A 23,754-nucleotide genomic window follows, 5' to 3' on the forward strand; every position below is an offset into this window, starting at 1 on the left:
GATTTTTATGATTTTTATGATGGCTTTGATTTTGAACTTAATGATTTTAAAAAATCAAATATTCCTATTAAACCTATTGCATCTTACATTAATAAACGACGTTATAAAAAAAATATGAAGAAGTTAAATATTCCTATTAAACCTATTGCATCTTTAATTGAAGAGTATCAATATAAAGAAAATCAAAAAATAAGTGTGGAAGATTTTTTTAAAAATATTCTCAAAATAGGTTTTAAGGGTTTATGGTTTGGTTGGCAAGGTATGGTTGATTTTAATTTTCTAAAATCAATTCATTTAAAATATGTTAATCAAATTATGCGACATGATGATGTTACTTTTGGAATAATGTTATTTGCCCAATGCAATAATATCTATATACTTACAGAAAAATTATATTACTATCGCATAAGAAAAGGTAGTAATATGAATCATTGCAATGAAAAACCACACATCCCACATTGTAGATTAGAAGATTATACAAAAGCTTTTAATCTATTTGATCAAAAATATTCCGTATACAATGAATATTATAGTTTAAGTAATTTTTTATTGGTAGCTTTTGTTGTTTTTGATTTTTTTATGCACTCTAATTTAAAAAATAAAGATTTGCTTATGCAAATTTTTTCAAACGAGATGAAAGTTTGGAGGAGAGGGATGCTAAATTTTGGCAATAGCTATTATGAGCCTGGTTTGTATTTATCTTTGAAAAAAATATTTCAGTTTTCGGATAATTCTGATGTTAATTTAAAATTTATATCAGGTTTAATTGCTGATATAGCATATTTTAATGATGAGTATGGCACGGCTAAAGCAAGAATTCAAAATGATCTTGCATACAGGCTTGGACAAATTATGGTTATTAATTCTAAATCTTTTTTTGGTATTTTATTTATGCCTATGTTTTTACTAGCGACTGTGATATCATATACGCAGGAAAAAAAGGCTTTTGGAGTAAAAACTATATTGCCAGAATTAACAAAGTATCCAGATTATAAAGAGGGTTTAAAGCTGAGAGAGAGTTACGCTTATAAGCTAGGAGAGGCTTTAATAAAGGGTTTTAAAGAGTGGTACAAAGGAAGATTTTTAGCTTTTCCTTTTAAGGCGTTAAAGCTTTATAAAAAATTTAAATATCAAGAACAAAGCCAATAGTTGAAAGAGATAATTTCTAATGGAGCCTTTGGTATCAATTATCATTCCTATTTATAATGTAGAGAAATACCTTAGAGAATGTCTTGATAGTGTTGTAAATCAAACATTAAAAGAAATAGAAATTATACTAATCAATGATGGTTCGACTGACAGTTGTGGAAAAATATGTGATGAGTATGCTTTAAAAGATAAAAGAATAAAAGTCATCCATAAAAAAAATGCTGGCTTGGGAGCAGCTTTTAATAGTGGATTGGATATAGCTAAGGGAGAATATTGCACAATAGTTGAAAGCGATGATTATATAAAATTAGATATGTGTGAAAAACTTTATACATTAGCTTGCAATCATGATTGTCAAGTGGTTAAATCTGACTTTGTTGGTTTTGAAGATAGAGAAAAACAAAGAGTTTTTAACAATCTTCCTGTGTGCTATGATCAAGATTTATACAATAAAAAAACTAATGCGTATTTAAATCCAAGCATAATTGCAAATTCTTGGAATATGAATCAATCCAGTCTTTATAAAATGGATTTTATTAAAAAATATAATATAAGAGCAAATGAAACAGAGGGGGCTTCTTATCAGGATATAGGATTGTGGTTTCAAATTCTAAGTTTGGCTTCAAGTGTTTATTTTCATCAGGAAGGATTTTATTTTTATAGACAAGATAACGAAAATGCCTCGATTAAAAATAAAGATAAAGTGTATTATGTTTGTGATGAATTTGAGTTTTTGGATAGGTTTCTTGATAAAAACTTAGAGCTTAAAAGAAGATTGCAAGATGTTTTTTATTATTTTAAATTTAAAGTATACTTATGGAATTTAGGGCGTATCGATGATAAGTATAAATTAGATTTTTTGTATAAATTTTCACAAGATTTTTTGTCAATTTATGATAAGTTAAATAAAAAATATTTTACCTATGGCGAATTATCAGAGCTTTGGTGTATTGTTAAAAATCCTGAAAAAAGCTATAATAATAGTTTTTTTCATAAGATTAAAAAAAAGATTATTAGATTTAAATATAAGATTTATAAAAAAATTGGTAATTAATTTATTGTTGGTTTATATTTTAAGAAGCAAGATGTTTTATAAATTAACTAATATTTTAAACTTAATTTTTAATATAAAAAATGATTTAGTAAGTCAAGTGTATCAGATTAAACTAGAGAATAAAATGAAATTTTTACTGAACTTTAAATCAATTAAATTCCTTTTTATTAGCTATTTCATAGCTTTTTGGATTAAAATTGCTCTTTTTAAAAAGATTAGGAAAAATAATGCCTAAAATCTCAATCATTCTGCCAACTTATAATGTAGAACCATATATAGAAAGAGCTTTACAAAGTTGTATTAATCAAACTTTTAAAGATATAGAAATCATAGTTGTGGACGATTGTGGCAATGACAAAAGCATAGATATAGCTAAAGAATACGCTAAAAAAGATGAGAGAATAAAGATTATCCATAATGAAAAAAATTTAGGAACCTTTACAAGTAGAAATAATGGAGTTTTAAATTCAAATTCACTTTATATTATGTTTTTAGATCCGGATGATTATTTGGAATTAAATGCTTGCGAAGCTGGATTTGATTTATTGAAAGAAGATAAAGATTTAATAGTTTTTAATTACAAGACAGAAATGGAAAATTGGGGTTTGGTTGATTACTCTTTCAGGGACAAAAATTTAAATTTGGATTTAAAACAGTTTTTATTTTTTATTGTTACACATTTAAATTTTATAATTTTTAATCCCATATTTAATAAAATTTATAAAAAAGATCTTTATCTAAATTCTTTAAAAATGTATTTTAAAAATTATAAAAAAATCTCTATGGCAGAAGATGTATTGGCTAATTGTTTGTATTTAGCCAATACTAAAAATATTTGTTTAACCAATCAAGCTTTATATTGCTATGCTTTTAATCCTTGTTCGATTACGAGAGAAAAAAAAGATACTCAAAGAATAAAAAATAGCGTAGACGATTTAATATATGTAGAAAAAGAAATCACTACTTTTTCTCAAGGATTAAACAAAGACTATTTTTATTTTTTTCAGCTTGTTATTTGCAATTTAAATATTCATAAAATTGATTTAACCTATAAGTACTTGGCAAAAAATTTTCTTAAAAAGTTTGCATTAAAAATCAAAAGAAAAATAGTTAAGATTAAAATGAAAAAATATATTAAATTAGCCAAAGATATTTTAAAGGAAAAAAAATGTATCATCTAGTCTTTAGCGCAGATGAAAATTATATAAAATACACATCAGTTTTGATAACAAGTATTATCTTAAATACAGACAAAAATAAAAAAAATCAAGATTTTGATAAAAATTCAAATATAAAAAATGAAAAGTATTTTTTTCATATATTGAGTAATTTTGTAAGCGATAAAACTAGAGAAAAACTTTTAAATTTACAAAATGCTTTAAATGAAATTTTTCCATGTGAAATTATCATACATATAAAAAATGATGAAGATTTTGAAAATTTTCCTACGAGTGGTGCTGCATATAGTTTAAAATTGCCTTATTATCGCTTAAGATTAAGTTCTATTTTTGATGAAAGTATAAAAAAATGCCTTTATCTAGACTCTGACATGCTTTGCATGTGCGACATAAGGGAGCTTTTTTCTATAAATTTAAAAGATAAAATAGTAGGGGTTGTGGGGGATCCTGGCTCTAAAAAATCAAAAATAAAATTTAAAGAAAACGATAAAAAGAAAATTTTTTATTTTGATGAAAATTATTTTAATTCGGGATTATTGTTGATCAATTTAGAAGAATACAAAAAGCACAGTATCGAGCAAAAATGTGAAGAACTAGCAAGCAAGTGCTATTATATAAAAGCAGCCGATCAAGATCTTTTGAATGCTACAATAGAAACAAGATTAAGACATAAACTTGATTTTGCTTATAATTTTAATATTATCACTTTTTTTTATACCATTTGCAAAGATGAGAAAAAAAATCGTCTCAATTATACAAGGGCAGAATTTAATGAGGCGCTTAAAAATCCAAAAATTCTTCATTATGGCGAAAAACCTTGGAAATTCTTAAAATCTTATTTTGATTACAAGAGTAATAATATCAATGAATATTGGTGGAATATGGCAAATAAAACACCTGTTTTTGGCGAAGAATTGCTTAGAGAAAAGCAAGATATTAAGGATTATTTGCTTTATGCCGGTTTAGGATACGAGGTTTTAAGAAGTGTACAAAAAGTCAATCTTTTTAAGATTTATTGCCTTGTAAAAAGCACAAAAAAAGATTTATTTTATATGGATCAAACATCTAAAATAAATGATGATATTTTTGGGCTTTGTTGTATGCTTGGTGAAAGTATTTTACACGCTAGAAAACATAAGAAAGATTTTTTTGGGGTCTATTTAAAAGCCTTAAAGATGATTTATAATTTTAAAAAATATCATTTTAAATCAAGAATTTAAAATTTCATTCCATTGTTCCATTACTTTTTCTTTGCTGAAATTTTCTTCAACTTTAGCTTTGGCATTTTTTCCAAATTCTTTTCTTAAATTTTCATCATCCATCAAAAGACAAAGTTTATTAGCAAATTCGTTTAAATCTCCATCTTTAATCAAAAATCCACTTTTTTCATTATCTATGATATCGCTGGGCCCTGTATTGATATCAAAAGCTATGCTAGGAATTTGATAACTTGCACTTTCTATTAAAACCATACCAAAACCTTCCCAATGACTAGTCATTACGTAAATACTTGCTTTTAAATATTCTTTTTCAATCTCTTTGGTAAATGGTTTTAAGAGGATGGAATTTTCAAGATTTTTTTCTTTTATTAAGGTTTTAATGTTTTCTTTTAAATCTCCATCTCCAACTAAAGTTAAAGTCCAATCTTTATAAGTATCATTTTTTTGGACGATTTCCCAAATTTCTATAAGTCTTAAAAATCCTTTCTCATCATTAGGGGTAAATCTACCCACGCTAAGAACATTTTTTTGAGAAAGATCGCTATTTTTTGATGAGATAAAAGGTAAAAAATTAGGAATGGTGAAAACATTTTTATGATGTTGTCTCCAAAGATGGATTTGTTTATTTGAAAGCACAATTAAGGTATCAAAATAGTTATTTTTCTTTCTGTATTTTTTAAAATGTGAATGTACAAAATGAATGTATTTTGTATTTTTATTTTTAAAAAGAGGAAATTGCGGACAATTATTATAAATCATAATGTCTATGTCTTTATACTTTTTCTTTAAAAGATAACTTTCATAGTATTTGTAAAATGCTTTATAAAAAAGATTTTTTTTCATTTGTTTTTGTGATTTTAAATTTAAAAAATCAATTTCTATATTTTTGTCTATTTCATAAGCTATATTTTCATTTTCTTTATAGAAACTAAGTATTTTTACTTTGTAGCCATACTCTAAAAAAGCGTTAGCAAGATTAACTACAACACGTTCTGCTCCTCCGCCTATAGTGATATCTCCAATGAGCAATAAAATATTCATTTAGTTTCTCCAAGTGGTTTTTTGATTTTTTATAGTATCAAGATAAATTTCATGATTGCCTTGTAGCATATTTTTATCATTTTCTTGATGATAGATATGATAGGCTAGGGCGCTAAATTTGATTCTTCTAAAAATTCCATTACTAAATAAAAATCTCGCAACAAATTCACTATCTTCTCTACCCCATCCAATAAAATTTTCATTAAAGCCCTCTATAACTTCAAAATCTTGTTTATAAAAACTCATATTGCATGTTTTACTACCCTTAACTAGCGTTGTTTTTTTAAAGATTTTTTTATCAATTTTTGAAAATTTATAAATTACTTTAGCCAAGAAATTATTTTTTTGATTTTTAAATCCTTTTTTATTAAAAGCTAGTTTAAAATTTTGATTTTCTAAAATTTTATCGCTTTCATTTTCATTTAAAATGGTTCTAGAACCTTGTAAAATCAAACCTTTTTGAGAAAATTTTAAATGATCCTTTATGAAATCTTTTTCTAAAATCATATCTCCATCAATTAAAATGATATATTCACAATAAGACGCTTTTATGGCATTGTTGCGACTTTTTGATGCGCGAAATCCCAAATCTTCTTGCCAAATGTGTTTTAACTCGCAAGGAAAGTTTTCTTGATATTTTTTGATTAAATCTGCTGTATCATTTTTGCTTCCATCATCAGCTATAATAACTTCATCAGGCATTAAGCTAAGGTGTTTGACGCTATCTAAAACTAGAGCTAGTCTTTCTTTTTGATTATAGGTAGTGATGATTAGTGCACAATTTTTTGGTTTTTTGTTTTGTAGTTCATATAATTTCATATATTTGAAAAAAGCTCCTAAGGCATTGCAAATGCTAATTATAAAGCCTTTATAGCCATAAACAAAGCCTTTTTTAAAAAAATAATTTTTTATAAAAGTCCAAATTACCCTTAGATTGGCTTTGCAAATGCTGCTTTTTTTGTGTAAGTTTTGGTTAGCCCATAAGGTGGAGTAATATTGCATTTTTTCAATTAAATGAGCTATATTGTTAAAAGCATAATGTTTAAGTCCATGCTTGAGATAAATTTTTTCTGTATTTTCAAAGATTTCTAGACTTTCATGGACTAAATTTTTATTAAAATGAGTATGTGTTTTATTAAAAATTCTCCAAACAAAGTCAGGCCACCACCCACAAGTTTTAACCCACTCTCCTTGATAAAGATTTTTTCTCGGTAGCGCAAGGATATTGTTTGGTTTTAAATCAAGCTTTTTTAATTCTTCTATGCATTCTTTTTCTAAAATTTCATCTGCATCTATACTTAAAACCCAATCATTTTTAGTATAACTTAAGGCAAGATTTTTTAAAGGCCCAAAACCTATAAATTCGCTTTTGTAAATTTTTAAATTATTGTATTTTAGCTGAAAATCTTGGGCTATTTTTATAGTATCATCAGTACTTTCATTATCAAGCAGGATGATTTCATCAAATTCTTTTAGGGAATTTAAACATTTTAGTATAGTGTTTTGTGCGTTTTTAACGATGATAAAAACACTGATTTGTTTTAAATTCATTAAATATCCTTATAAATTGTTTCATCATGGCTTGAAAAACGACGATGAAAGAAAAAATACTCATCAGGCTTAAATCTAATCATTTCTTCGCAACAATTTGCTTGATAAAGCGTGAGTTCTTCAACGCTTTTTTCTAAAGGATCTATAGGTTTAAAAAATCGGATATGAAATTTTTTATCTTTGGCTTGATATACAAAAGTAGGCAAAATTAAAGCCTTTGTTCTTTGGGCTAAAACACTAGCTCCCATTTGATAATTGACTTTTTTACCAAAAAAATCAAGTCGGATGCTTTCATTATCGGCGCAATCTTGATCAGTGAGTATGCCTAATGCTCGTTTATTTTTAATCGCATTTAGCATTTTTCTTAAACCGCCTTGTTTATCGATAAGCTCTATATCAAATTGGGTGCGATTTTTAGCCAAAATAGAATCCATTTTTTGACTTTCTAGCTTTCTTCCTACTATGGAAATAGCTCCGAATTTAGCAGCATAAGCAAGGCTTAAAAGTTCCCAATTTCCATAATGTGCGGTTGTAAATATGATACCTCTTTGACTTTTTAAGGTTTCATTTATTATTTCTTCATTGTCGATCACAATTTTATTTAAAATTTTTTCTTTGCTTGTGTTTTGATTTTTAATACAATCTAATCCAAAATTAGCAAAATTATGATAAATTTGAAAAGAGAGCTCATCTCTTTGGAGTTGATTTTTTTCAGGAAAGCAAATTTGAAGATTAGTATTTATAATTTTTCGATGTTTATGGTTGATCTTAAAAACGATTTTTGCAACGACAAAAGCTAAAAAATTAAGAATAAAATCAGGCATGATAATCACTAAAAATTTAAGTATATAATAAGCAAAAAGATAAAGCCAGTCTTTACTTTTCATCAAAAATTTCCTTGATCAGTTTTAAAATATCCTCTTCTTCTATACGCATAATGCAAAAATCACTTTTATCGATATGTTTGGAATTTGTGATCTTTTTGCCTGCGTCTATGATTTTATTGATGTTTGTTTTATAGGCATTTCTATAACTTGGAGTGGCTCCAAATATGGTAATAGAAGGCCTATTTAAGGCAAAAGCAAGATGAGTAGGGCCGCTATCATTGCCAATAACTAAATCCATCATTTTTGTAAAGGCCATAAGTTCTTCTAGGTTGAATTTTGGGGCAAGTTCTATATTTTTTTCATCAATGGCGCTTAAATTGATCACATCCTTAGCAAATTCAAATTCTTTAACATTTCCCCAAGATAAGAAAATTTTAGCTTCAGGAAATTCTTGAATGATGAGTTTACAAAGAAGGGTAACTTTTGTTTTAGGATAAATTTTATTTTCTACGCTTGATCCAACATGTATGAGTATATTTTTTGTTTTTTGATCAAGTTTTAATTTTTTATGCAAAAGCTGTTTTAAATTTTCATCCACACAAAAAACATCTTTTTTAAAGGCTAAATCTTTTGGATTAAAATCTTCATTAAGGGTAAAAGAACTAAGGCTTAGATACCGAACAAAAACATTTTCATTATAATCTATATTTAGTTTTTGATTGTAAAAATTGTGAGCAAAACTTTCTTTTAAGCTGTTTTGATCAAAGCCAAAATTATTGCGACTCAAAATTCGACTCACTAGAGCCGATTTTATAAGTCCTTGTAGATCAATAACTGCATTATAATTGTTTTTTCTAGCCTTAAGCAAAATTTTCAAGCTTTTAAAAAAATGCTTATCTTTTAAGGGTAGGGCATAGAGTTTATCAATGAGCGGATGATTTTTGAGTATGCCTTTAAATTTTTCATCTACAAACCAATGAATTTCTATATCTTTTTTGAAATTTTTTATAAATTGCAGCACTACAGCACTTTGTATAATATCGCCTAAAGCGGATAAACGAACGATTGCTATTTTCATTCAAACCTATATTGTAATTTTTTGCTATGATTTTAACAAATAATTTTACAAAAGAAGGTTAAACTATGATTAAAAATGAGGGTTATATTTGTATTTTTGATTGTGAGAGCATACCTGATGTCGATTTGATCCGCAAAACTTTGGCTTTTAAGGGAAATGATTTGGAGGTGAGCTTAAAAGCCTTAGAATGGCAAAAAGAACAAAGTGGAAATGAGTTTTTGCCTTTGCCTTATCATAAGATTGTGAGTATTTGCGCAGTGATTACTGATAGTTTTGGTAAATTTATCAAAGTGAATAAAATAGATGGTGATAATGAAAAAGAAATGATCTATAATTTTTTTTCTTTTATTGAAAAACACGAACCAAAATTAGTCAGTTATAATGGAAAAAATTTTGATATGCCTTTGTTAGTTTTAAGGGCTTTAAAATACAATATTAAAGCAGCAAATTACCTTGATACGCAAAGTGATAAATGGAATAATTATAAAACGCGTTTTTCAGAGCTTAAGCATTGTGATTTATTTGAAAGCTTTGGAGGGTTTAGAGGGATGAAGCTTGATGTGCTTTGTGCTATGGCTGATTTGCCAGGAAAATATGATGTACATGGTGATGAGGTGATGAGTTTATACTATGAAGATAAGCTTGAAAAAATTCATGAGTATTGTGAAAGCGATGTTTTAAATACCTATATGCTTTTTTTAAAATACGAGCTAATTAAAGCAAATATTAACGATGAGGATTATGTTGGCTTTTTAGATATTATGAGTGAATTTTTAAAAACAAAAAAGGCTGATCGTTCTTATGTTGAAGTCTTTTGCAAAGCGTGTGAAAATGAAATTTCTAAAATACAAATTTAATCGTTAAAATAAATATATTAAAATTTAAAAAGTTATTAGCAATCAAGAGAAAGGAAAAATGATGAAAATTCTTATCAGCGGCGGTGCAGGATATATCGGTTCTCATACCTTAAGGCAGTTTTTAAAAACGGATCATGAAATTTGTGTTTTAGATAATCTTTCCAAGGGATCAAAAATCGCAATCAACGATTTGCAAAGCATAAGAGATTTTAAATTTTTTGAATTAGATTTGAGTGATTTTAAAGAGGTAAAATCTTTATTTGAAAGGGAAAAATTTGATGCAATTGTTCATTTTGCGGCAAGTATAGAGGTTTTTGAGAGCACTCAAAATCCTTTAAAATACTACATGAACAATACCATAAACACGACCAATTTGATTAAAACTTGCATAGAAACAGGTGTAAATAAATTTATCTTTTCTTCTACGGCCGCAACTTATGGAGAACCTCAAACTCCAGTTGTGAGTGAAAATAGTCCATTAGCACCTATTAATCCTTATGGCAGAAGTAAATTAATGAGCGAGGAGGTTTTAAAAGACGCCAGCAAAGCTCATCCTGAATTTAAGTATTGTATCTTAAGATATTTTAATGTTGCGGGCGCTTGTATGGATTTTAATATAGGTCAGCGCTATCCAAAGGCAACTTTACTTATAAAAGTAGCAGCAGAATGTGCGGCAAAAAAACGCGAAAAAATGTTTATTTTTGGTGATGATTATGATACGAAAGATGGAACTTGTATAAGAGATTATATCCATGTTGATGATATTTCAAGTGCGCATTTGGCTGCTTTAGAGTATTTGCAAAATCATGAAAGTGATATTTTTAATGTGGGTTATGGACATGGTTTTAGTGTAAAAGAAGTGATTGAGTCTATGAAAAGAGTAACTGGGGTTGATTTTAAGGTAGAGCTTGCTTCTCGTAGAGAAGGAGATCCAAGTGTTTTAATCTCTGATGCACAAAAAATAAGAACTTTAACTTCTTGGCAACCAAAATTTGATGATTTGGATTTAATCTGCAAATCAGCTTATGATTGGGAAAAACAGTGCTAAAAAGACTATTTTTCATTTTAAGCAAAGAGGATAAAAAATTTTTATTTTCTTTGCTTTTTTTTTCGGTTTTAATTTCTTTTATAGAAAGTTTTGCAATTTCTTTAGTGATGCCTTTTATCACTTTAGCGAGTGATTTTTCTTATTTTGATCGTAATCACTATTTGATAGAAATTAAAAATTATTTAGCTTTGCCAACATTTAAAATCATTGTTTATTTCGGCTTTGTTTTGATTATTTTTTATGTTTTAAGGGCTCTTTTAAATAGTTATTATTTTCATTTATTGGCTAAATTTTCCAAAGGAAGATATCATAATATCGCCTATAAAGTTTTTGCAAAATTTTTAAATATTAATTATGAAAATTTTACCCAAAAAAATCAATCTGAAATTTTAAAATCCATCACAGGAGAAGTTTATAATCTAAGCACAATGATTTCTTCATTTTTATTGATGATGAGTGAAATTTTTGTTGTGATATTGCTTTATGTTTTAATGCTTTTAATTAATTATAAAATCACTTTATTTTTAAGTATTTTTATGGTTTTTAATGCATTGATTTTAATTAAAATTTTAAGCCCTATTATCAAAAAAGCAGGGCTTAGACGCGAAGAAGCAATGAAAAATTTTTTTGAAATTTTAAACACTAATCTAAATAATTTTAAACTCATTAAACTTAAAACTAAAGAAGATGGAATTTTAAATCTTTTTAAAGCTCAAAGCGAAGCTTTTGCTAAAGCAAATATTACTAATGAAAGCATGAGTGCCATTCCTAGAATTTATTTAGAGGGTGTGGGTTTTTGCATCCTTATTTTTATCGTGATTTTTTTGGTTTTAAAAAATGAAAGTGATATTTCTAGTATTTTAGCTACAATTTCTATTTTTGTTTTAGCGCTTTATCGTTTAATACCAAGTGCAAATCGTATCATTACAAGTTATCATGATTTGATTTATTATCGTTCTTCTTTGGATATTATTTATCAAATTTTTAAACAAGAAGAAGAAAATTTAGGCGATGAAGAAATTTCTTTTAAAAAAGAACTTAGACTTGAAAATTTAAGTTTTGGCTATAAGGGTAAAAAAAATCTTTTTAATGGTTTAAATTTAGAGATAAAAAAAGGTGAAAAAATCGCTTTTATAGGAGAGAGCGGTTGTGGCAAAAGCACTTTAGTGGATATTATTTTAGGGCTTTTAAGTCCAAAAGAAGGAAAGGTTTTGGTTGATGGAGTGGAATTAAATTCTAAAAACGCTAAAAAATATCGCCAAAAAATAGGTTATATCCCTCAAAATATCTATCTTTTTAATGACAGCATTGCTAAAAATATTAGCTTTGGAGATGAGATTGATGAAGAAAGGCTTTTTAGAGTGATTAAACAAGCAAATTTAGAGCATTTTACCAAGCATCTTCCTGATGGAATTTGGACAAAAGTTGGAGATGGTGGAAGTAATTTAAGCGGAGGGCAAAAACAACGTATAGCTATTGCTAGAGCTTTGTATTTAGAGCCTGAAATTTTAGTTCTTGATGAGGCGACATCGGCACTTGATACTAAAAGCGAAGCTAAGATCATGGATGAAATTTATAAAATTTCAAAAGATAAAACGATGATTATCATTGCACACCGTCTTTCTACTATAACAAATTGCAATAGTATTTATCGTTTAGAGCATGGTGAGTTAATTAAGGAAGATTAAGTGAGAATTACTTTTATTATAGCGACTTTAAACTCAGGTGGCGCAGAGCGTGTTTTAGTAACCTTAGCAAATGCACTTTGTAAGGAACATGAGGTTAATATTATAAAATTTCACCAAGGAAACTCTTTTTATCCATTGGAAAATAAAATCAATCTTAAAACCTTACCTGAGTTTAGATTTGATACGATTTATCATAAAATTGCAAGTCGTTTTAAGAAATTTTTTACATTGAGAAAATTTTTAAAACAAACTCCAAGCGATGTGTTTATTTCTTTCTTGGATACTACAAATATCGCTTGTATTATTGCTAAAATCGGACTTAATACTCCACTTATTATTAGCGAACATAGCAATCAAGCTTATTTAAAATCTAAAATTTGGAGATTTTTAAGGCGTTTGACTTATCCTTATTGTGATGCTTTAAGTGTTTTAGGCAGTAGTGATAAATTTTATTATCAAAAATTTGTCAAAAGGGTTGAACTTTTATTAAACCCTTGTCATTTTAGCACTGAAATTCCACTTGATTCTTCTTTTGAAAAAGAAAATTTAGTTCTTTTTGTTGGTCGTTTGGATGCAAATAAAAATCCTATGATGTTTTTAAAAGCAATCGCTAAATTAGATCAAAATATACAAAAAAACTACCGTTTTGTAGTGGCGGGTGATGGAGAATTAAGATCTATACTTGAAAAAAAATCCAAAGAAATACATATTGGGGTTGAATTTTTAGGCAGAGTGGAAAATGTTAAAGAGCTTTATAAAAGGGCTAAAATACTTTGTCTTTGCTCTTTTGTTGAGGGTTTGCCAACTGTGCTTATAGAAAGTTTGTATTTTAATGTGTGCCGAATTTCAACTTTGTATCATGATGGCTCTAAAGATTTGATCGAAGATAATAAAGATGGTATTTTAGTAGAATGTGATAATGAAGAAATGTTGGCAAAAAAAATTGAATGGATTTTGCAAAATGAAGATTTTAGATTAAATTTAATACAAAATGCCAAAAAAAGATGTATCAATTTTGATATTAATGAGATAAAAAAACAATGGCTAAAATTGATTAAAGAAGTTTCTCATGGCTAAAATTTCAATCATCGTCCCTACTTTTAAGCGTCCAAATTTACTCAAAAAAGCCATTAAAAGCATACAGATGCAAAGTTATAAAGATTTAGAAATTATCATTAGTGATGATCATTCAGATGATAAAACAAAAGATATAGTGCAAGAAATGCAAAAGCAAGATAATCGCATAAAATATGTTTTAAACGATAAATACAAAGCAGGACCTAATGGAAACAAAAATAATGGTTTAGATCATGCTCATGGGGAATTTATAAGCTTTTTAGATGATGATGACGAGCTTTTACCTCATGCTTTAGAAATTTTAATGCAAAAAATTGATGAGGGTTATTCTCATGTTATTGGAAATTGTTTTATAGAAAAAGAAGGCAAACTCACTCAAGAATTTAGCGGAAAGGGTTTAAATAAAGATCAAGAACTTTATAAGAAAGATTTTTTAATGGGAAAATTTCACGGAGAGTTTTTTTCTATTTTTAAAAAATCTTTATTAAAAAATCAGCATTTTAATGAAGAATTTTATGGAAATGAAGCAACACTTTGGATACATCTATACAAGGAAAAAACTTTTTATATTCATCAAGCTTTTCGAATTTATCGCTTAAATAGAAGCGATAGTGTAACTTTAGCGGCAAGTAAAAACGCTATTAGAGTTTATCTTGGTTATTTAGAACTTGCTAGAATTTTAGAAAATGAGTTAGAACAAACCGGCGATAAAGATTATAAAAATATGTGTGCAAGTTATTATAAGATGGCGGCATATTATGCAAAACTTGGAGGTAAATTTAAAGAGCTTTATTATTGCTTATTTAAAAGTTTAAGTATGAAGATAAATACACCTGCTCTAATATTACTCATTTTAAGTATAATTCCAAGTAATATGATTAAAAAATTATCTAAAATACGGACGAGTTTATGCAAAAATTAGCAATTTTTATTTATTCCTTAGGAAGTGGTGGCGCTGAAAGGGTTGTAGCAACTTTACTTCCCATGTTAAATCTTAAATTTGAAGTGCATTTGATTTTAATGAATGAGAAAATTTCTTATGAGATACCAAAATGTAATATCCATTTTTTAGAACATTCTAAGCCTAGCGAAAATGCGATTTTAAAATTTATCAAACTTCCATTTTTGGCTTTAAAATATAAAAAAATATGTAAAAAACTAAATATAAATACCGAATTTGTATTCTTAAATCGTCCAAATTACATAGCTTTAATGGCAAGAATTTTTGGTAATAAAACTCGCCTTGTTATCAATGAATGTACCACTCCAAGTGTGATGTATAAAAAAAAGAATTTTAATTCTTGGGCAAATAAATTTTTGATTTCTTGTTTGTATCCTAAGGCGGATTTGATTTTACCAAATTCTAAAGGAAATTTAGAAGATCTAGTTCAAAATTTTAAAATCCAAAAGGAACAATGTAAAATTTTATATAATGCTATAGATTTAGAAAATATAGAAAAAAAATCTCAAGAAGCAATTACTTTAAAAGATAAATTTATTTTAAGCGTTGGAAGATTGGATGCGGGAAAAAATCACGCTTTGCTTATCCGTGCTTATGCTAGACTTAAAACAAATTTAAAACTTGTTATTTTAGGTGAGGGAATTTTAAAAAATGAATTAGAAAATTTGATACAGGAGCTTGGCTTGAAAAATCAAGTCTTGCTTTTAGGCTTTGATAATAATCCTTATAAATATATGAGTAAATGCGAATTTTTTGCATTTGCTTCGGTATTTGAAGGATTTTCTAATGTTTTAATTGAAAGTTTGGCCTGTGGGTGTGCTGTGGTATGTACCGATCATAAAAGCGGAGCTAAAGAGCTTTTTGGAAATGATGAGTTTGGATTGTTAGTGGAAGTGGATAATGAAAATTCTATGTTTCAAGGTTTAAAAACTATGATTGAGGATGAAAATTTAAGACAGGCTTATAAAAATAAAGCCAAAAATAGAGCTCTTGATTTTGATAAAATTAAAATTGCGCGAAATGCTCTAGAATATTTAGCAGGATAGTGTATGTTTAAAAAAGAATATTTTAAAAACCCTTATATAATTTTATTTTTAATGATTTTAAGTGCTTATATTTTTAGTATAGCTTGTAGATTTTATTGGGTTTTTTGGGCGAGTCAGTTTAATGAGTATTTTTTTAATAATCAACTTATGATAACTTCAAACGATGGCTATGCTTTTGCAGAAGGTGCAAGAGATATGATAGCAGGATTTCATCAGCCTAATGATTTATCATATTATGATGCTTCTTTGTCAGCACTTACTTATTGGGTTTATAAAATCACTCCTTTTAGTTTTGAAACAATTATTTTATACTTGAGTGTTTTTTTATCTTCATTGATTGTTGTGCCTATTATTTTGATTGCAAATGAATACAAATGTTCTCTTGCTGGTTTTATAGCTGCATTATTAGCAAGTATAGCTAATAGTTATTATAATAGAACTATGGCCGGATATTATGACACAGATATGCTTGTCATTGTTTTACCGCTTTTTATTTTATTTTTGATGATACGACTAGTTTTAAGAAAAGATCTATTTTCTTTGATATGTTTGCCATTTTTTGTTAGGGTTTATCTTTGGTGGTACCCTTCAAGCTATACTTTAAATGTTAGTTTGATAGGATTTTTCTTGTTATATTCTTTAATTTTTCATAGAAAAGAAACTATTTTTTATATGAGTATTATTTTGATGCTGATGACTTTGCCTAATATTGCCTGGTATTATCAAAGTTCTATTATTGTTTTATTGTTTAGCTTTTATGCACTTAAAAGCGAATACTTTAAAATAAAATTTTTAATTTTACTAGGAATTTTCACTTTTATTTTTTTAATTATCAGCGGGGGAATAGATCCTATACTCTATCAACTTAAATTTTATATTTTTAGATCGGATGAAAGCGTTAATTTAACGCATGGTTTTATGTATTTTAACGTTAATCAAACTATACAAGAGGTTGAAAGTATTGATTTTAATATTTTTATGCAAAGAATCAGCGGCAGCGAATTTGTATTTTTATTTTCTATAATCGGTTTTATTCTTTTTATTATTTCGCATAGAAGTATGATTTTAAGTTTACCTATACTTCTTTTAGGTTTTTTGGCTTTAAAAAGCGGACTTCGTTTTACAATTTATGCTGTTCCTATTTTAGCTTTTGGTTTTGGTTATTTGATTTATTTTTTAAGAGAGATGAATTTAAAAAAATATAAAGCAAAGCTAGTGAATTTCATTGCCATTTTATTTGTTTTTTTATCTTTAACTCCAGCTTTGTCTCATATTTATATTTATAGGGCACCAACAGTTTTTTCTAAAAATGAAGCAACACAATTAGATCAATTAAAAAAGATTGCAAATAGGGAAGATTACGTTGTGGCTTGGTGGGATTATGGCTATCCTATTCGTTATTATAGTGATGTTAAAACCTTGGTTGATGGTGGTAAACATTTAGGAAAAGATAATTTCTTTCCTTCATTTGCTTTAACCAAGGATCAAAGATCTGCGGCTAATATGGCAAGATTGAGCGTTGAATATACGGAAAAAAGTTTTTATGCTCCTAATGATAGTCTTTTGAGAAAAGATATTTTACAGGCAATGATGAAAGATTATAATGAGAGCAATGTTGATTTGTTTTTATATTCTTTATCTAAGCCAGATTTTAAAATCGATACTCCAAAAACAAGGGATGTTTATATATATATGCCTTTTAGGATGGCGTCTATTTTTTCAACAATTGCTAGTTTTTCTTTAATTGATTTTAATAACGGAAAATTAGATCAGCCTTTTGTTTTCAGTACAGCTTACCCTTTAGGTAGGGAAAATGGAGAAATCATTTTAAGCAATGGTATTGCTTTGAGCGATGATTTTAGAAGTTTAAAAATCAATAATGATGTTTCAATGATTCATAGCTTCATAGAGTTAAATTCAGTGCAGCAAAATGATTATAAAGAAATTCCAATTGATCCGAATGGACAATATTATCTTTTTTATATTAAAAATAGTCCAATTCCATACATACAATTTATATTAATGGATAAGACTATGTTTAATAGTGCTTTTGTACAAATGTTTTTTTTAGGAAATTATGATAAGAGCTTGTTTGATTTGGTAATTAACACACAAGATGTTAAAGTTTTTAAATTAAAAATTTAGGTTTTATTGATATGAAAATAGGTTTTTTATCTCATGCAGGGGCAAGTATTTATCATTTTAGAATGCCAATTATTAAAGCTTTAAAAAAACAAGGTCATGAAATTTTTATCATAGTTCCAAAGGATGAATATACAGAAAAACTTCAAAAATTGGATTTAAATCTTGTTATTTATGATTTTTCAAGGTCTAGTTTAAATCCTTTCGTGGTTTTTAAAAATTTCTTTCATTTGAAAAAGGTATTAAAAAATTTAAATTTAGATCTTATTCAGTGTGCTGCACATAAAAGCAATACTTTTGGAATTATGGCTGCTAAATTAGCCAAAATTAAATATATTTTTGGCTTAGTAGAAGGTCTTGGTTCTTTTTACATCGATGATAATTTTAAAAGTAAGATGATAAGATGGAATATTAATTTATTATATAAAATTTCTTTTAAGCTTGCTAATGGCTTTATCTTTGTGAATGAAAGCAATGCTTTATTTATGAGAAATTTAGGACTTAAGCAAGAAAAAATTTTCATCATTAAATCAGTCGGTATTAATCTTAAAAAATTTTTCCCTATAAAAATAAATCATGAGTCAAAAAGATTTTTTTGGAAGAATTTTGGTATCGGTGAAAAACCCATTATTTTAATGATAGCAAGAGCTTTATGGCATAAAGGAATTAAAGAATTTTATGAGAGTGCAAGATTGCTAAAAGAACAAGCTAATTTTATTTTAGTAGGTGGAAGGGATGATAATCCTTCTTGTGCGAGTTTGGATTTTTTAAATTCGGGTTGTGTGCATTATTTGGGTTCTAGAAATGATATAGTAGAATTATTACAAAATTGTGATATTTTTGTTTTGCCAAGCTATAAAGAAGGATTTCCTGTGAGTGTTTTAGAGGCTAAGGCTTGTGGAAAAGCTATTGTGGTAAGTGATTGTGAAGGATGTGTGGAGGCGATTTCAAATGCCTATGATGGACTTTGGTTTCAAACAGGAAATGCTAAAGATTTAAGCGATAAGATTGAACTTTTATTGAGCGATGAAAAATTAAGAGATAATTTAGGCGCAAATGCAGCTAAGGATGCTTTAAAATATGATGAAAATACCATAGCGCAGCATTATTTGGCAATTTATAAAAGGGCAATTAGCAATGTATAATCATTTTTTTAAGAGAATTTTTGATTTTTGTTTAGCTTTATTTCTACTTGTATTGTTTTCTCCAATTATTTTTATAACGGCTTTGCTTTTAAAACTAACTCAAGGAAGTGTTATTTTTACTCAAGATAGACCAGGTTTAAATGAAAAAATTTTTAAAATTTATAAATTTAAAACGATGAGTGATGAAAGAGATGAGAAAGGAGAGCTTTTGCCAGATGAAAAGCGTTTAAAGGCTTTTGGAAAACTTGTAAGATCTTTAAGTTTGGATGAGCTTTTGCAGCTTTTTAATGTTTTAAAAGGCGATATGAGTTTTGTTGGACCTCGCCCTTTATTGGTAGAGTATTTGCCTCTTTATAATGAAAAACAAAAATTGCGCCATAATGTGCGTCCAGGTATTACAGGATGGGCGCAAGTAAATGGTAGAAACGCTATTTCTTGGGAGAAAAAATTCGAGCTTGATGTTTATTATGTAGAAAATCTTTGTTTTTTATTTGATTTAAAGATTATGTTTTTAACTGCTTTAAAAGTTTTGAAAAGAAGCGGAGTGAGTAAAGAAGGTCATGTTACTACAGAGAAATTCAATGGTAAGAACTGAAAAAATTTACATTTATGGTGCAGGTGGGCATGGATTGGTCTGCAAAGATGTCGCTTTGAGCTTAGGTTATAAAGAATGTATTTTTTTAGATGATTTTAAGGCAAAGCCTTTTGATCCAAATTTAGAAAAATATGATTTTTTTATCTCTATAGGAAATAATCAATTAAGAAAAGAATTCTTTGAAAAAGTTTCCCAAAGTGGTTTTAAAATAGTCAATCTTATTCATCCAAATGCGATCATTAGTTCTAGTGCTTCTATACAAGAAGATGCTGGAATTTTAATCATGCCTTATGTTGTGGTAAATGCAAAAGCAAAAATTTCAAAAGGAGTTATTTTAAATACCTCAAGTGTAATCGAACATGAGTGCGAAATTGGAGAATTCTCACACATTAGTGTTGGGGCTAAGTGTGCGGGTAATGTAAAAATAGGAAAAAATTGTCTTTTAGGGATTAATTCTTGTGTTTTGCCAAATTTAAGCTTAGCTGATGATAGTATTTTAGGTGGAGGATCAGCTTTGATTAAAAGTCAAAATGAAAAAGGTGTTTTTGTAGGAGTACCTGCAAGAAGGATATAGATGAGATTTGTAGAATATGATTTAGCACATCTTTCATCTTTAGGATGTATCCTTATAAATTTATCTTATAATGCTATATTTTCCCTTTGAAAAATTTTCTAAAACATAAAAATCTTTTAGTCTTAAAGTGAATTTAAATTTTAATACCAGTAAACTTGTAAAAAAATATATTACTATTGTTATATTTTTAGCAATTTCGTATAATTTTGGAGATTTTTATCAACTTCATTTTTTCTTTGAATTGGAAAATAAAAATTTTAGAAATACTGTGCAAATTGCAAAGGTGAATTTATATAATTATCAAATTTAATCTTTCTTTAATATATTTTGTAAAACGAGAAGATGTAGAAATTTATGAAACGGTGAAATTTTGATTATTTTGCAAAAAAAGAAGCGCCAACTCTTTATTATAAAAACTAAATATAAAAAATATGTATTTTAAAGGTATATATAAAAAGAAGATTAAAAAACTTTAAAAGTAGTGTAAAAATAAATTTTAGTTGCAAAAAGAATTTTTAATGTTTGGTTTTTGGTAAATTATTTTAGATACAATGTGTAATAACACAAAGCTCTTTTATAAAAAGGATAAAAATGAGATTTTTTCTTTCTCCTCCTCATATGAGTGGTAATGAATTAAAATATATTGAAGAAGTTTTTAAGAGTAATTATATTGCTCCTTTAGGTGAATTTGTAAATCGTTTTGAAAAAAGCGTTAAAGAATATAGTAAGAGTGAAAATGCATTGGCACTTAATTCTGCTACCGCGGCTTTACATTTAGCTTTAAGAGTTGCAGGAGTAGAGCAAAATGATATAGTTTTAGCCTCATCTTTTACTTTTATAGCTTCGGTGGCACCTATTTGCTATCTTAAGGCAAAGCCTATTTTTATAGATTGTGATGAAACTTATAATCTTGATATAAATCTTTTAAAACGTGCTATTAAAGAATGCGAAAAGAAACCAAAAGCTTTGATTTTAACTCATCTTTATGGAAATTCTGCGAAGATGGATGAGATTATGCAAATTTGTAGTGAAAATAATATTATTTTAATCGAAGATGCCGCTGAAGCTTTGGGAAGTTTTTATAAGGAAAAAGCTTTGGGAACGTTTGGGGAATTTGGAGCTTATTCTTATAATGGTAATAAAATCATCACAACTTCAGGTGGCGGTATGCTTATTGGCAAAGATAAAGAAAAAGTTGAAAAAGCAAGATTTTATAGTACTCAAGCAAGAGAAGATTGTTTGCATTATGAACATTTAGATTATGGGTATAATTATAGATTGAGCAATGTTTTAGGTGCTATCGGTTTAGCGCAAATGGAAGTTTTAGAACAAAGAGTCCTTAAAAAAAGAGAAGTTTATAATTGGTATAAAGAATTTTTAGGAGATAAATTAACTTTTTTAGATGAATTAAAAGATTCAAGAAGTAATCGTTGGCTAAGTACTGCTTTGATTGATTTTGATGCAAAAGAACTTAATTCTTGTGAAAAAAATATCAATATTTCTCAAAAAAACATACCTTTGCATCCAAAAATTTCTAAACTAATAAATGATTTAAAAAAAGAGCAGATTGAAACACGTCCTCTTTGGAAAGCTATGCACACTCAAGCAGTTTTTAAAGATTGTAAGGCTTATATCAATGGAAATAGTGAGCTGTTTTTTCAAAAAGGAATTTGCTTACCAAGTGGAACAGCTATGAAAAAAAATGATGTAAAAGAAATTTCAGAATTAATCCTTAAAAGTATAAAGGAATGATATGGATTTTTACAAAAGCAAAAGATTAATCTTTTTTTTATGTTTTGATATTGTTTTATTTTCTCTTTCTATATACTTAGCTTTTTCTTTGCGTTTTAGTGGGGATATTGCAAATATTTTTTATCAAGGAATGTTTAAAGCAGGAATTATTTTACTTTTTTTAAAAATAGCTTTTTTATTTATTTTTAGAATTTATAAAGTTGCTTGGAGATTTTTTTCTTTAAGTGAGGCAAGAAAAATTTTTTTTGCTTTAGCTTTAGCTGAGTTTTGTTTTTTGATTATTTTTTATTTTTTTAGTGATTTTTTTAATCCTTTTCCAAGAAGTGTTATAGGGATTGATTTTGTTATATCTTATATGTTTATAGGAACTTTAAGGATCAGTAAAAGAATGCTCGTAGATTTTAAATCTTCCAAAGCCGAGCAAGAAAATCCTTGTATTGTTATAGGGGCAACTTCTAAGGCTTTGCATTTGTTAAAAGGTGCAAGAGAGGGGAGTTTAGGATTTTATCCTGTTGGAGTGATTGATGAGAGAAAAGAGCTTATAGGAACTTATTGCGATAAATTTATTGTTCAAGATAAAAGCAAAATCAAAGAATATGTTCGCGATGGAGTTAAAACAGCTATTATTGCATTAAAACTAGAGCAAGAATCTTTAAAAAAACTTTTTGAAGAGTTAATAAATTATGGAATTATAGATGTTAAGATATTTTCTTTTACTCAAAATAAAACTAGGGATATCAGCATAGAAGATCTTTTAGCTAGAAAACCAAAAGATTTAGATGATGGAGCTGTAGCAGCATTTTTAAAAGATAAGGTTGTTTTGGTAAGCGGGGCAGGCGGTACCATAGGAAGTGAGCTTTGCAAACAATGTATTAAATTTGGCGCAAAACATCTTATAATGCTTGATCATAGTGAATTTAATCTTTATAAAATCAATGAGGAGTTGCAAAATTTTAAAGAAAAAATCACTCCTTTAATGATGAGCATTTTAGATCAAGATTCCCTTGATAAAGCATTAAAAACATATCAACCCGAATTGATTTTACATGCCGCTGCTTATAAGCATGTCCCACTTTGTGAGCAAAATCCTTATGCTGCTGTAATTAATAATATAGTAGGAACAAAAATTTTAACTGATTGTGCTAAAGCTAATGGTGTTAAGAAATTTGTAATGATTAGCACAGATAAAGCTGTACGTCCAACAAGTGTCATGGGATGTACTAAAAGAGTTTGCGAACTTTATACATTAAGCTCTTCGAGTTCTGATTTTGAAGTTGCTTGTGTGCGTTTTGGTAATGTATTGGGATCAAGCGGAAGTGTGATTCCTAAATTTAAAGCTCAAATTGAAAATGGAGAAGCATTAACTTTAACTCATCCTGATATCGTGCGTTATTTTATGCTTGTAAATGAAGCGGTGCAACTTGTTTTGCAGGCTGGAGCTATTGCAAAAGGTGGGGAACTTTTTGTGCTTGATATGGGAAAACCTGTTAAGATTATGGATTTAGCTAAAAAAATGCTTTTGCTTTCAAATCGTCCTGATTTGGAAATTAAAATTGTAGGACTTAGAAAAGGGGAGAAGCTTTTTGAAGAACTTTTAATCGATGAAAATGATGCTAAAACAAAGTATGAAAGTATTTTTGTGGTAAAAAATGAAAAAATTAATTTACATATTTTAAATTTACAAATTGAGAGACTTAAACAAAATCAAAATATAATTAATCTTTTAAAAGAAATAGTGCCTGAATTTAGGCATAATGCTGGAGGTAATTAA

At 27.6% G+C, this 23,754-nt stretch carries 18 protein-coding genes and 3 pseudogenes; 17 read left to right on the top strand and 4 right to left on the bottom strand.

All coding sequences use genetic code 11. The features are described 5' to 3' along the window. The 4 genes and pseudogenes from H2277_RS05390 to H2277_RS05405 form a co-directional block, all read left to right on the top strand. Nucleotides 1-1,149: pseudogene (locus H2277_RS05390) on the top strand (hypothetical protein); the annotation flags it as partial. Between the two features lie 19 nt (nucleotides 1,150-1,168). Next, entirely contained in the window at nucleotides 1,169-2,203 is a 1,035-nt protein-coding gene (locus tag H2277_RS05395) for a glycosyltransferase family 2 protein (protein ID WP_337201328.1), read from the top strand. A gap of 227 nt (nucleotides 2,204-2,430) precedes the next feature. Continuing rightward, nucleotides 2,431-3,384, top strand: a complete 954-nt coding sequence (locus H2277_RS05400) for a glycosyltransferase family 2 protein (protein WP_337201329.1) — start codon at nucleotides 2,431-2,433, stop codon at nucleotides 3,382-3,384. Further along, nucleotides 3,372-4,601 (top strand): glycosyltransferase family 8 protein, encoded by a 1,230-nt coding sequence (locus tag H2277_RS05405; RefSeq protein WP_337201330.1) that lies wholly within the window; start codon nucleotides 3,372-3,374, stop codon nucleotides 4,599-4,601. Before H2277_RS05400 ends, H2277_RS05405 begins: the two co-directional genes overlap by 13 nt. Here H2277_RS05405 and H2277_RS05410 read toward each other — a convergent pair. The 4 genes from H2277_RS05410 to waaC are packed head-to-tail and all read right to left on the bottom strand — an operon-like array spanning nucleotide 4,590 to nucleotide 9,098. Next, on the bottom strand, nucleotides 4,590-5,642 hold the full coding sequence (locus tag H2277_RS05410) for a glycosyltransferase family 4 protein (RefSeq protein ID WP_337201331.1): 1,053 nt from the start codon (nucleotides 5,640-5,642) through the stop codon (nucleotides 4,590-4,592). The genes H2277_RS05405 and H2277_RS05410 overlap by 12 nt on opposite strands. After that, nucleotides 5,643-7,193, bottom strand: coding sequence for a glycosyltransferase (locus tag H2277_RS05415; RefSeq protein WP_337201332.1), 1,551 nt, complete (start codon nucleotides 7,191-7,193; stop codon nucleotides 5,643-5,645). Continuing rightward, complete coding sequence (locus H2277_RS05420; protein ID WP_337201333.1) at nucleotides 7,193-8,080, bottom strand: lipid A biosynthesis lauroyl acyltransferase; 888 nt, start codon at nucleotides 8,078-8,080, stop codon at nucleotides 7,193-7,195. The genes H2277_RS05415 and H2277_RS05420 overlap by 1 nt, the downstream gene beginning before the upstream one ends. Continuing rightward, nucleotides 8,070-9,098 carry a lipopolysaccharide heptosyltransferase I gene (gene waaC / locus H2277_RS05425; RefSeq protein WP_337201334.1) on the bottom strand — a complete coding sequence of 343 codons (1,029 nt, stop codon included), beginning with the start codon at nucleotides 9,096-9,098 and terminating at the stop codon, nucleotides 8,070-8,072. Before waaC ends, H2277_RS05420 begins: the two co-directional genes overlap by 11 nt. A gap of 65 nt (nucleotides 9,099-9,163) precedes the next feature. On the opposite strand from waaC, the gene H2277_RS05430 reads away from it, so the two are divergent. The 13 genes and pseudogenes from H2277_RS05430 (at nucleotide 9,164) to pglF (ending at nucleotide 23,754) form a co-directional block, all read left to right on the top strand. Further along, nucleotides 9,164-9,955, top strand: coding sequence for a 3'-5' exonuclease (locus H2277_RS05430; protein WP_337201335.1), 792 nt, complete (start codon nucleotides 9,164-9,166; stop codon nucleotides 9,953-9,955). A 61-nt stretch (nucleotides 9,956-10,016) separates the two neighbouring features. Further along, the gene (galE, locus tag H2277_RS05435; protein WP_337201336.1) at nucleotides 10,017-11,003 is read left to right on the top strand and encodes a UDP-glucose 4-epimerase GalE; all 987 of its coding nucleotides are present in this window, start codon (nucleotides 10,017-10,019) and stop codon (nucleotides 11,001-11,003) included. Next, nucleotides 10,997-12,691 carry an ABC transporter ATP-binding protein gene (locus tag H2277_RS05440; protein WP_337201337.1) on the top strand — a complete coding sequence of 565 codons (1,695 nt, stop codon included), beginning with the start codon at nucleotides 10,997-10,999 and terminating at the stop codon, nucleotides 12,689-12,691. The genes galE and H2277_RS05440 overlap by 7 nt, the downstream gene beginning before the upstream one ends. Beyond that, a complete protein-coding gene (locus H2277_RS05445) occupies nucleotides 12,692-13,768 on the top strand; it encodes a glycosyltransferase (protein WP_337201338.1) in 1,077 nt (358 codons plus the stop codon). Continuing rightward, nucleotides 13,761-14,690, top strand: a complete 930-nt coding sequence (locus H2277_RS05450) for a glycosyltransferase family 2 protein (RefSeq protein ID WP_337201339.1) — start codon at nucleotides 13,761-13,763, stop codon at nucleotides 14,688-14,690. The genes H2277_RS05445 and H2277_RS05450 overlap by 8 nt, the downstream gene beginning before the upstream one ends. After that, nucleotides 14,678-15,775, top strand: a complete 1,098-nt coding sequence (locus H2277_RS05455; RefSeq protein WP_337201340.1) for a glycosyltransferase — start codon at nucleotides 14,678-14,680, stop codon at nucleotides 15,773-15,775. The genes H2277_RS05450 and H2277_RS05455 overlap by 13 nt, the downstream gene beginning before the upstream one ends. 3 nt (nucleotides 15,776-15,778) lie before the next feature. Further along, nucleotides 15,779-16,990 (top strand): annotated as a pseudogene (locus H2277_RS09300) (STT3 domain-containing protein); the annotation flags it as partial. 42 nt (nucleotides 16,991-17,032) lie between these two features. Then, nucleotides 17,033-17,920: pseudogene (locus tag H2277_RS09305) on the top strand (peptide-binding protein); the annotation flags it as partial. Between the two features lie 11 nt (nucleotides 17,921-17,931). Beyond that, nucleotides 17,932-19,062 carry a glycosyltransferase family 4 protein gene (locus H2277_RS05465; RefSeq protein WP_337201342.1) on the top strand — a complete coding sequence of 377 codons (1,131 nt, stop codon included), beginning with the start codon at nucleotides 17,932-17,934 and terminating at the stop codon, nucleotides 19,060-19,062. Beyond that, complete coding sequence (gene pglC / locus H2277_RS05470) at nucleotides 19,055-19,657, top strand: undecaprenyl phosphate N,N'-diacetylbacillosamine 1-phosphate transferase (protein WP_337201343.1); 603 nt, start codon at nucleotides 19,055-19,057, stop codon at nucleotides 19,655-19,657. The genes H2277_RS05465 and pglC overlap by 8 nt, the downstream gene beginning before the upstream one ends. Then, the gene (locus H2277_RS05475) at nucleotides 19,644-20,231 is read left to right on the top strand and encodes an acetyltransferase (RefSeq protein ID WP_337201344.1); all 588 of its coding nucleotides are present in this window, start codon (nucleotides 19,644-19,646) and stop codon (nucleotides 20,229-20,231) included. Before pglC ends, H2277_RS05475 begins: the two co-directional genes overlap by 14 nt. A gap of 591 nt (nucleotides 20,232-20,822) precedes the next feature. After that, nucleotides 20,823-21,983, top strand: coding sequence for a UDP-N-acetylbacillosamine transaminase (gene pglE, locus H2277_RS05480; RefSeq protein ID WP_337201346.1), 1,161 nt, complete (start codon nucleotides 20,823-20,825; stop codon nucleotides 21,981-21,983). Nucleotide 21,984: 1 nt separating this feature from the next. Continuing rightward, nucleotides 21,985-23,754: a UDP-N-acetylglucosamine 4,6-dehydratase (configuration-retaining) gene (pglF, locus tag H2277_RS05485; protein WP_337201347.1), complete on the top strand. Its 1,770-nt coding sequence runs from the start codon at nucleotides 21,985-21,987 to the stop codon at nucleotides 23,752-23,754.

Origin of the sequence: Campylobacter sp. W0014 (assembly GCF_020135975.1) — a bacterium.
Lineage (GTDB): Bacteria > Campylobacterota > Campylobacteria > Campylobacterales > Campylobacteraceae > Campylobacter_D.

Excerpts from the sequence above, each read along its gene's own strand:
- H2277_RS05395 (WP_337201328.1), top strand. The coding sequence starts at position 1,169 with ATGGAGCCTTTGGTATCAATTATCATTCCTATTTATAATGTAGAGAAA.
- H2277_RS05400 (WP_337201329.1), top strand. The coding sequence starts at position 2,431 with ATGCCTAAAATCTCAATCATTCTGCCAACTTATAATGTAGAACCATAT.
- H2277_RS05405 (WP_337201330.1), top strand. The coding sequence starts at position 3,372 with ATGTATCATCTAGTCTTTAGCGCAGATGAAAATTATATAAAATACACA.
- H2277_RS05410 (WP_337201331.1), bottom strand. The coding sequence starts at position 5,642 with ATGAATATTTTATTGCTCATTGGAGATATCACTATAGGCGGAGGAGCA.
- H2277_RS05415 (WP_337201332.1), bottom strand. The coding sequence starts at position 7,193 with ATGAATTTAAAACAAATCAGTGTTTTTATCATCGTTAAAAACGCACAA.
- H2277_RS05420 (WP_337201333.1), bottom strand. The coding sequence starts at position 8,080 with ATGAAAAGTAAAGACTGGCTTTATCTTTTTGCTTATTATATACTTAAA.
- waaC (WP_337201334.1), bottom strand. The coding sequence starts at position 9,098 with ATGAAAATAGCAATCGTTCGTTTATCCGCTTTAGGCGATATTATACAA.
- H2277_RS05430 (WP_337201335.1), top strand. The coding sequence starts at position 9,164 with ATGATTAAAAATGAGGGTTATATTTGTATTTTTGATTGTGAGAGCATA.
- galE (WP_337201336.1), top strand. The coding sequence starts at position 10,017 with ATGAAAATTCTTATCAGCGGCGGTGCAGGATATATCGGTTCTCATACC.
- H2277_RS05450 (WP_337201339.1), top strand. The coding sequence starts at position 13,761 with ATGGCTAAAATTTCAATCATCGTCCCTACTTTTAAGCGTCCAAATTTA.
- H2277_RS05455 (WP_337201340.1), top strand. The coding sequence starts at position 14,678 with ATGCAAAAATTAGCAATTTTTATTTATTCCTTAGGAAGTGGTGGCGCT.
- H2277_RS05465 (WP_337201342.1), top strand. The coding sequence starts at position 17,932 with ATGAAAATAGGTTTTTTATCTCATGCAGGGGCAAGTATTTATCATTTT.
- pglC (WP_337201343.1), top strand. The coding sequence starts at position 19,055 with ATGTATAATCATTTTTTTAAGAGAATTTTTGATTTTTGTTTAGCTTTA.
- H2277_RS05475 (WP_337201344.1), top strand. The coding sequence starts at position 19,644 with ATGGTAAGAACTGAAAAAATTTACATTTATGGTGCAGGTGGGCATGGA.
- pglE (WP_337201346.1), top strand. The coding sequence starts at position 20,823 with ATGAGATTTTTTCTTTCTCCTCCTCATATGAGTGGTAATGAATTAAAA.
- pglF (WP_337201347.1), top strand. The coding sequence starts at position 21,985 with ATGGATTTTTACAAAAGCAAAAGATTAATCTTTTTTTTATGTTTTGAT.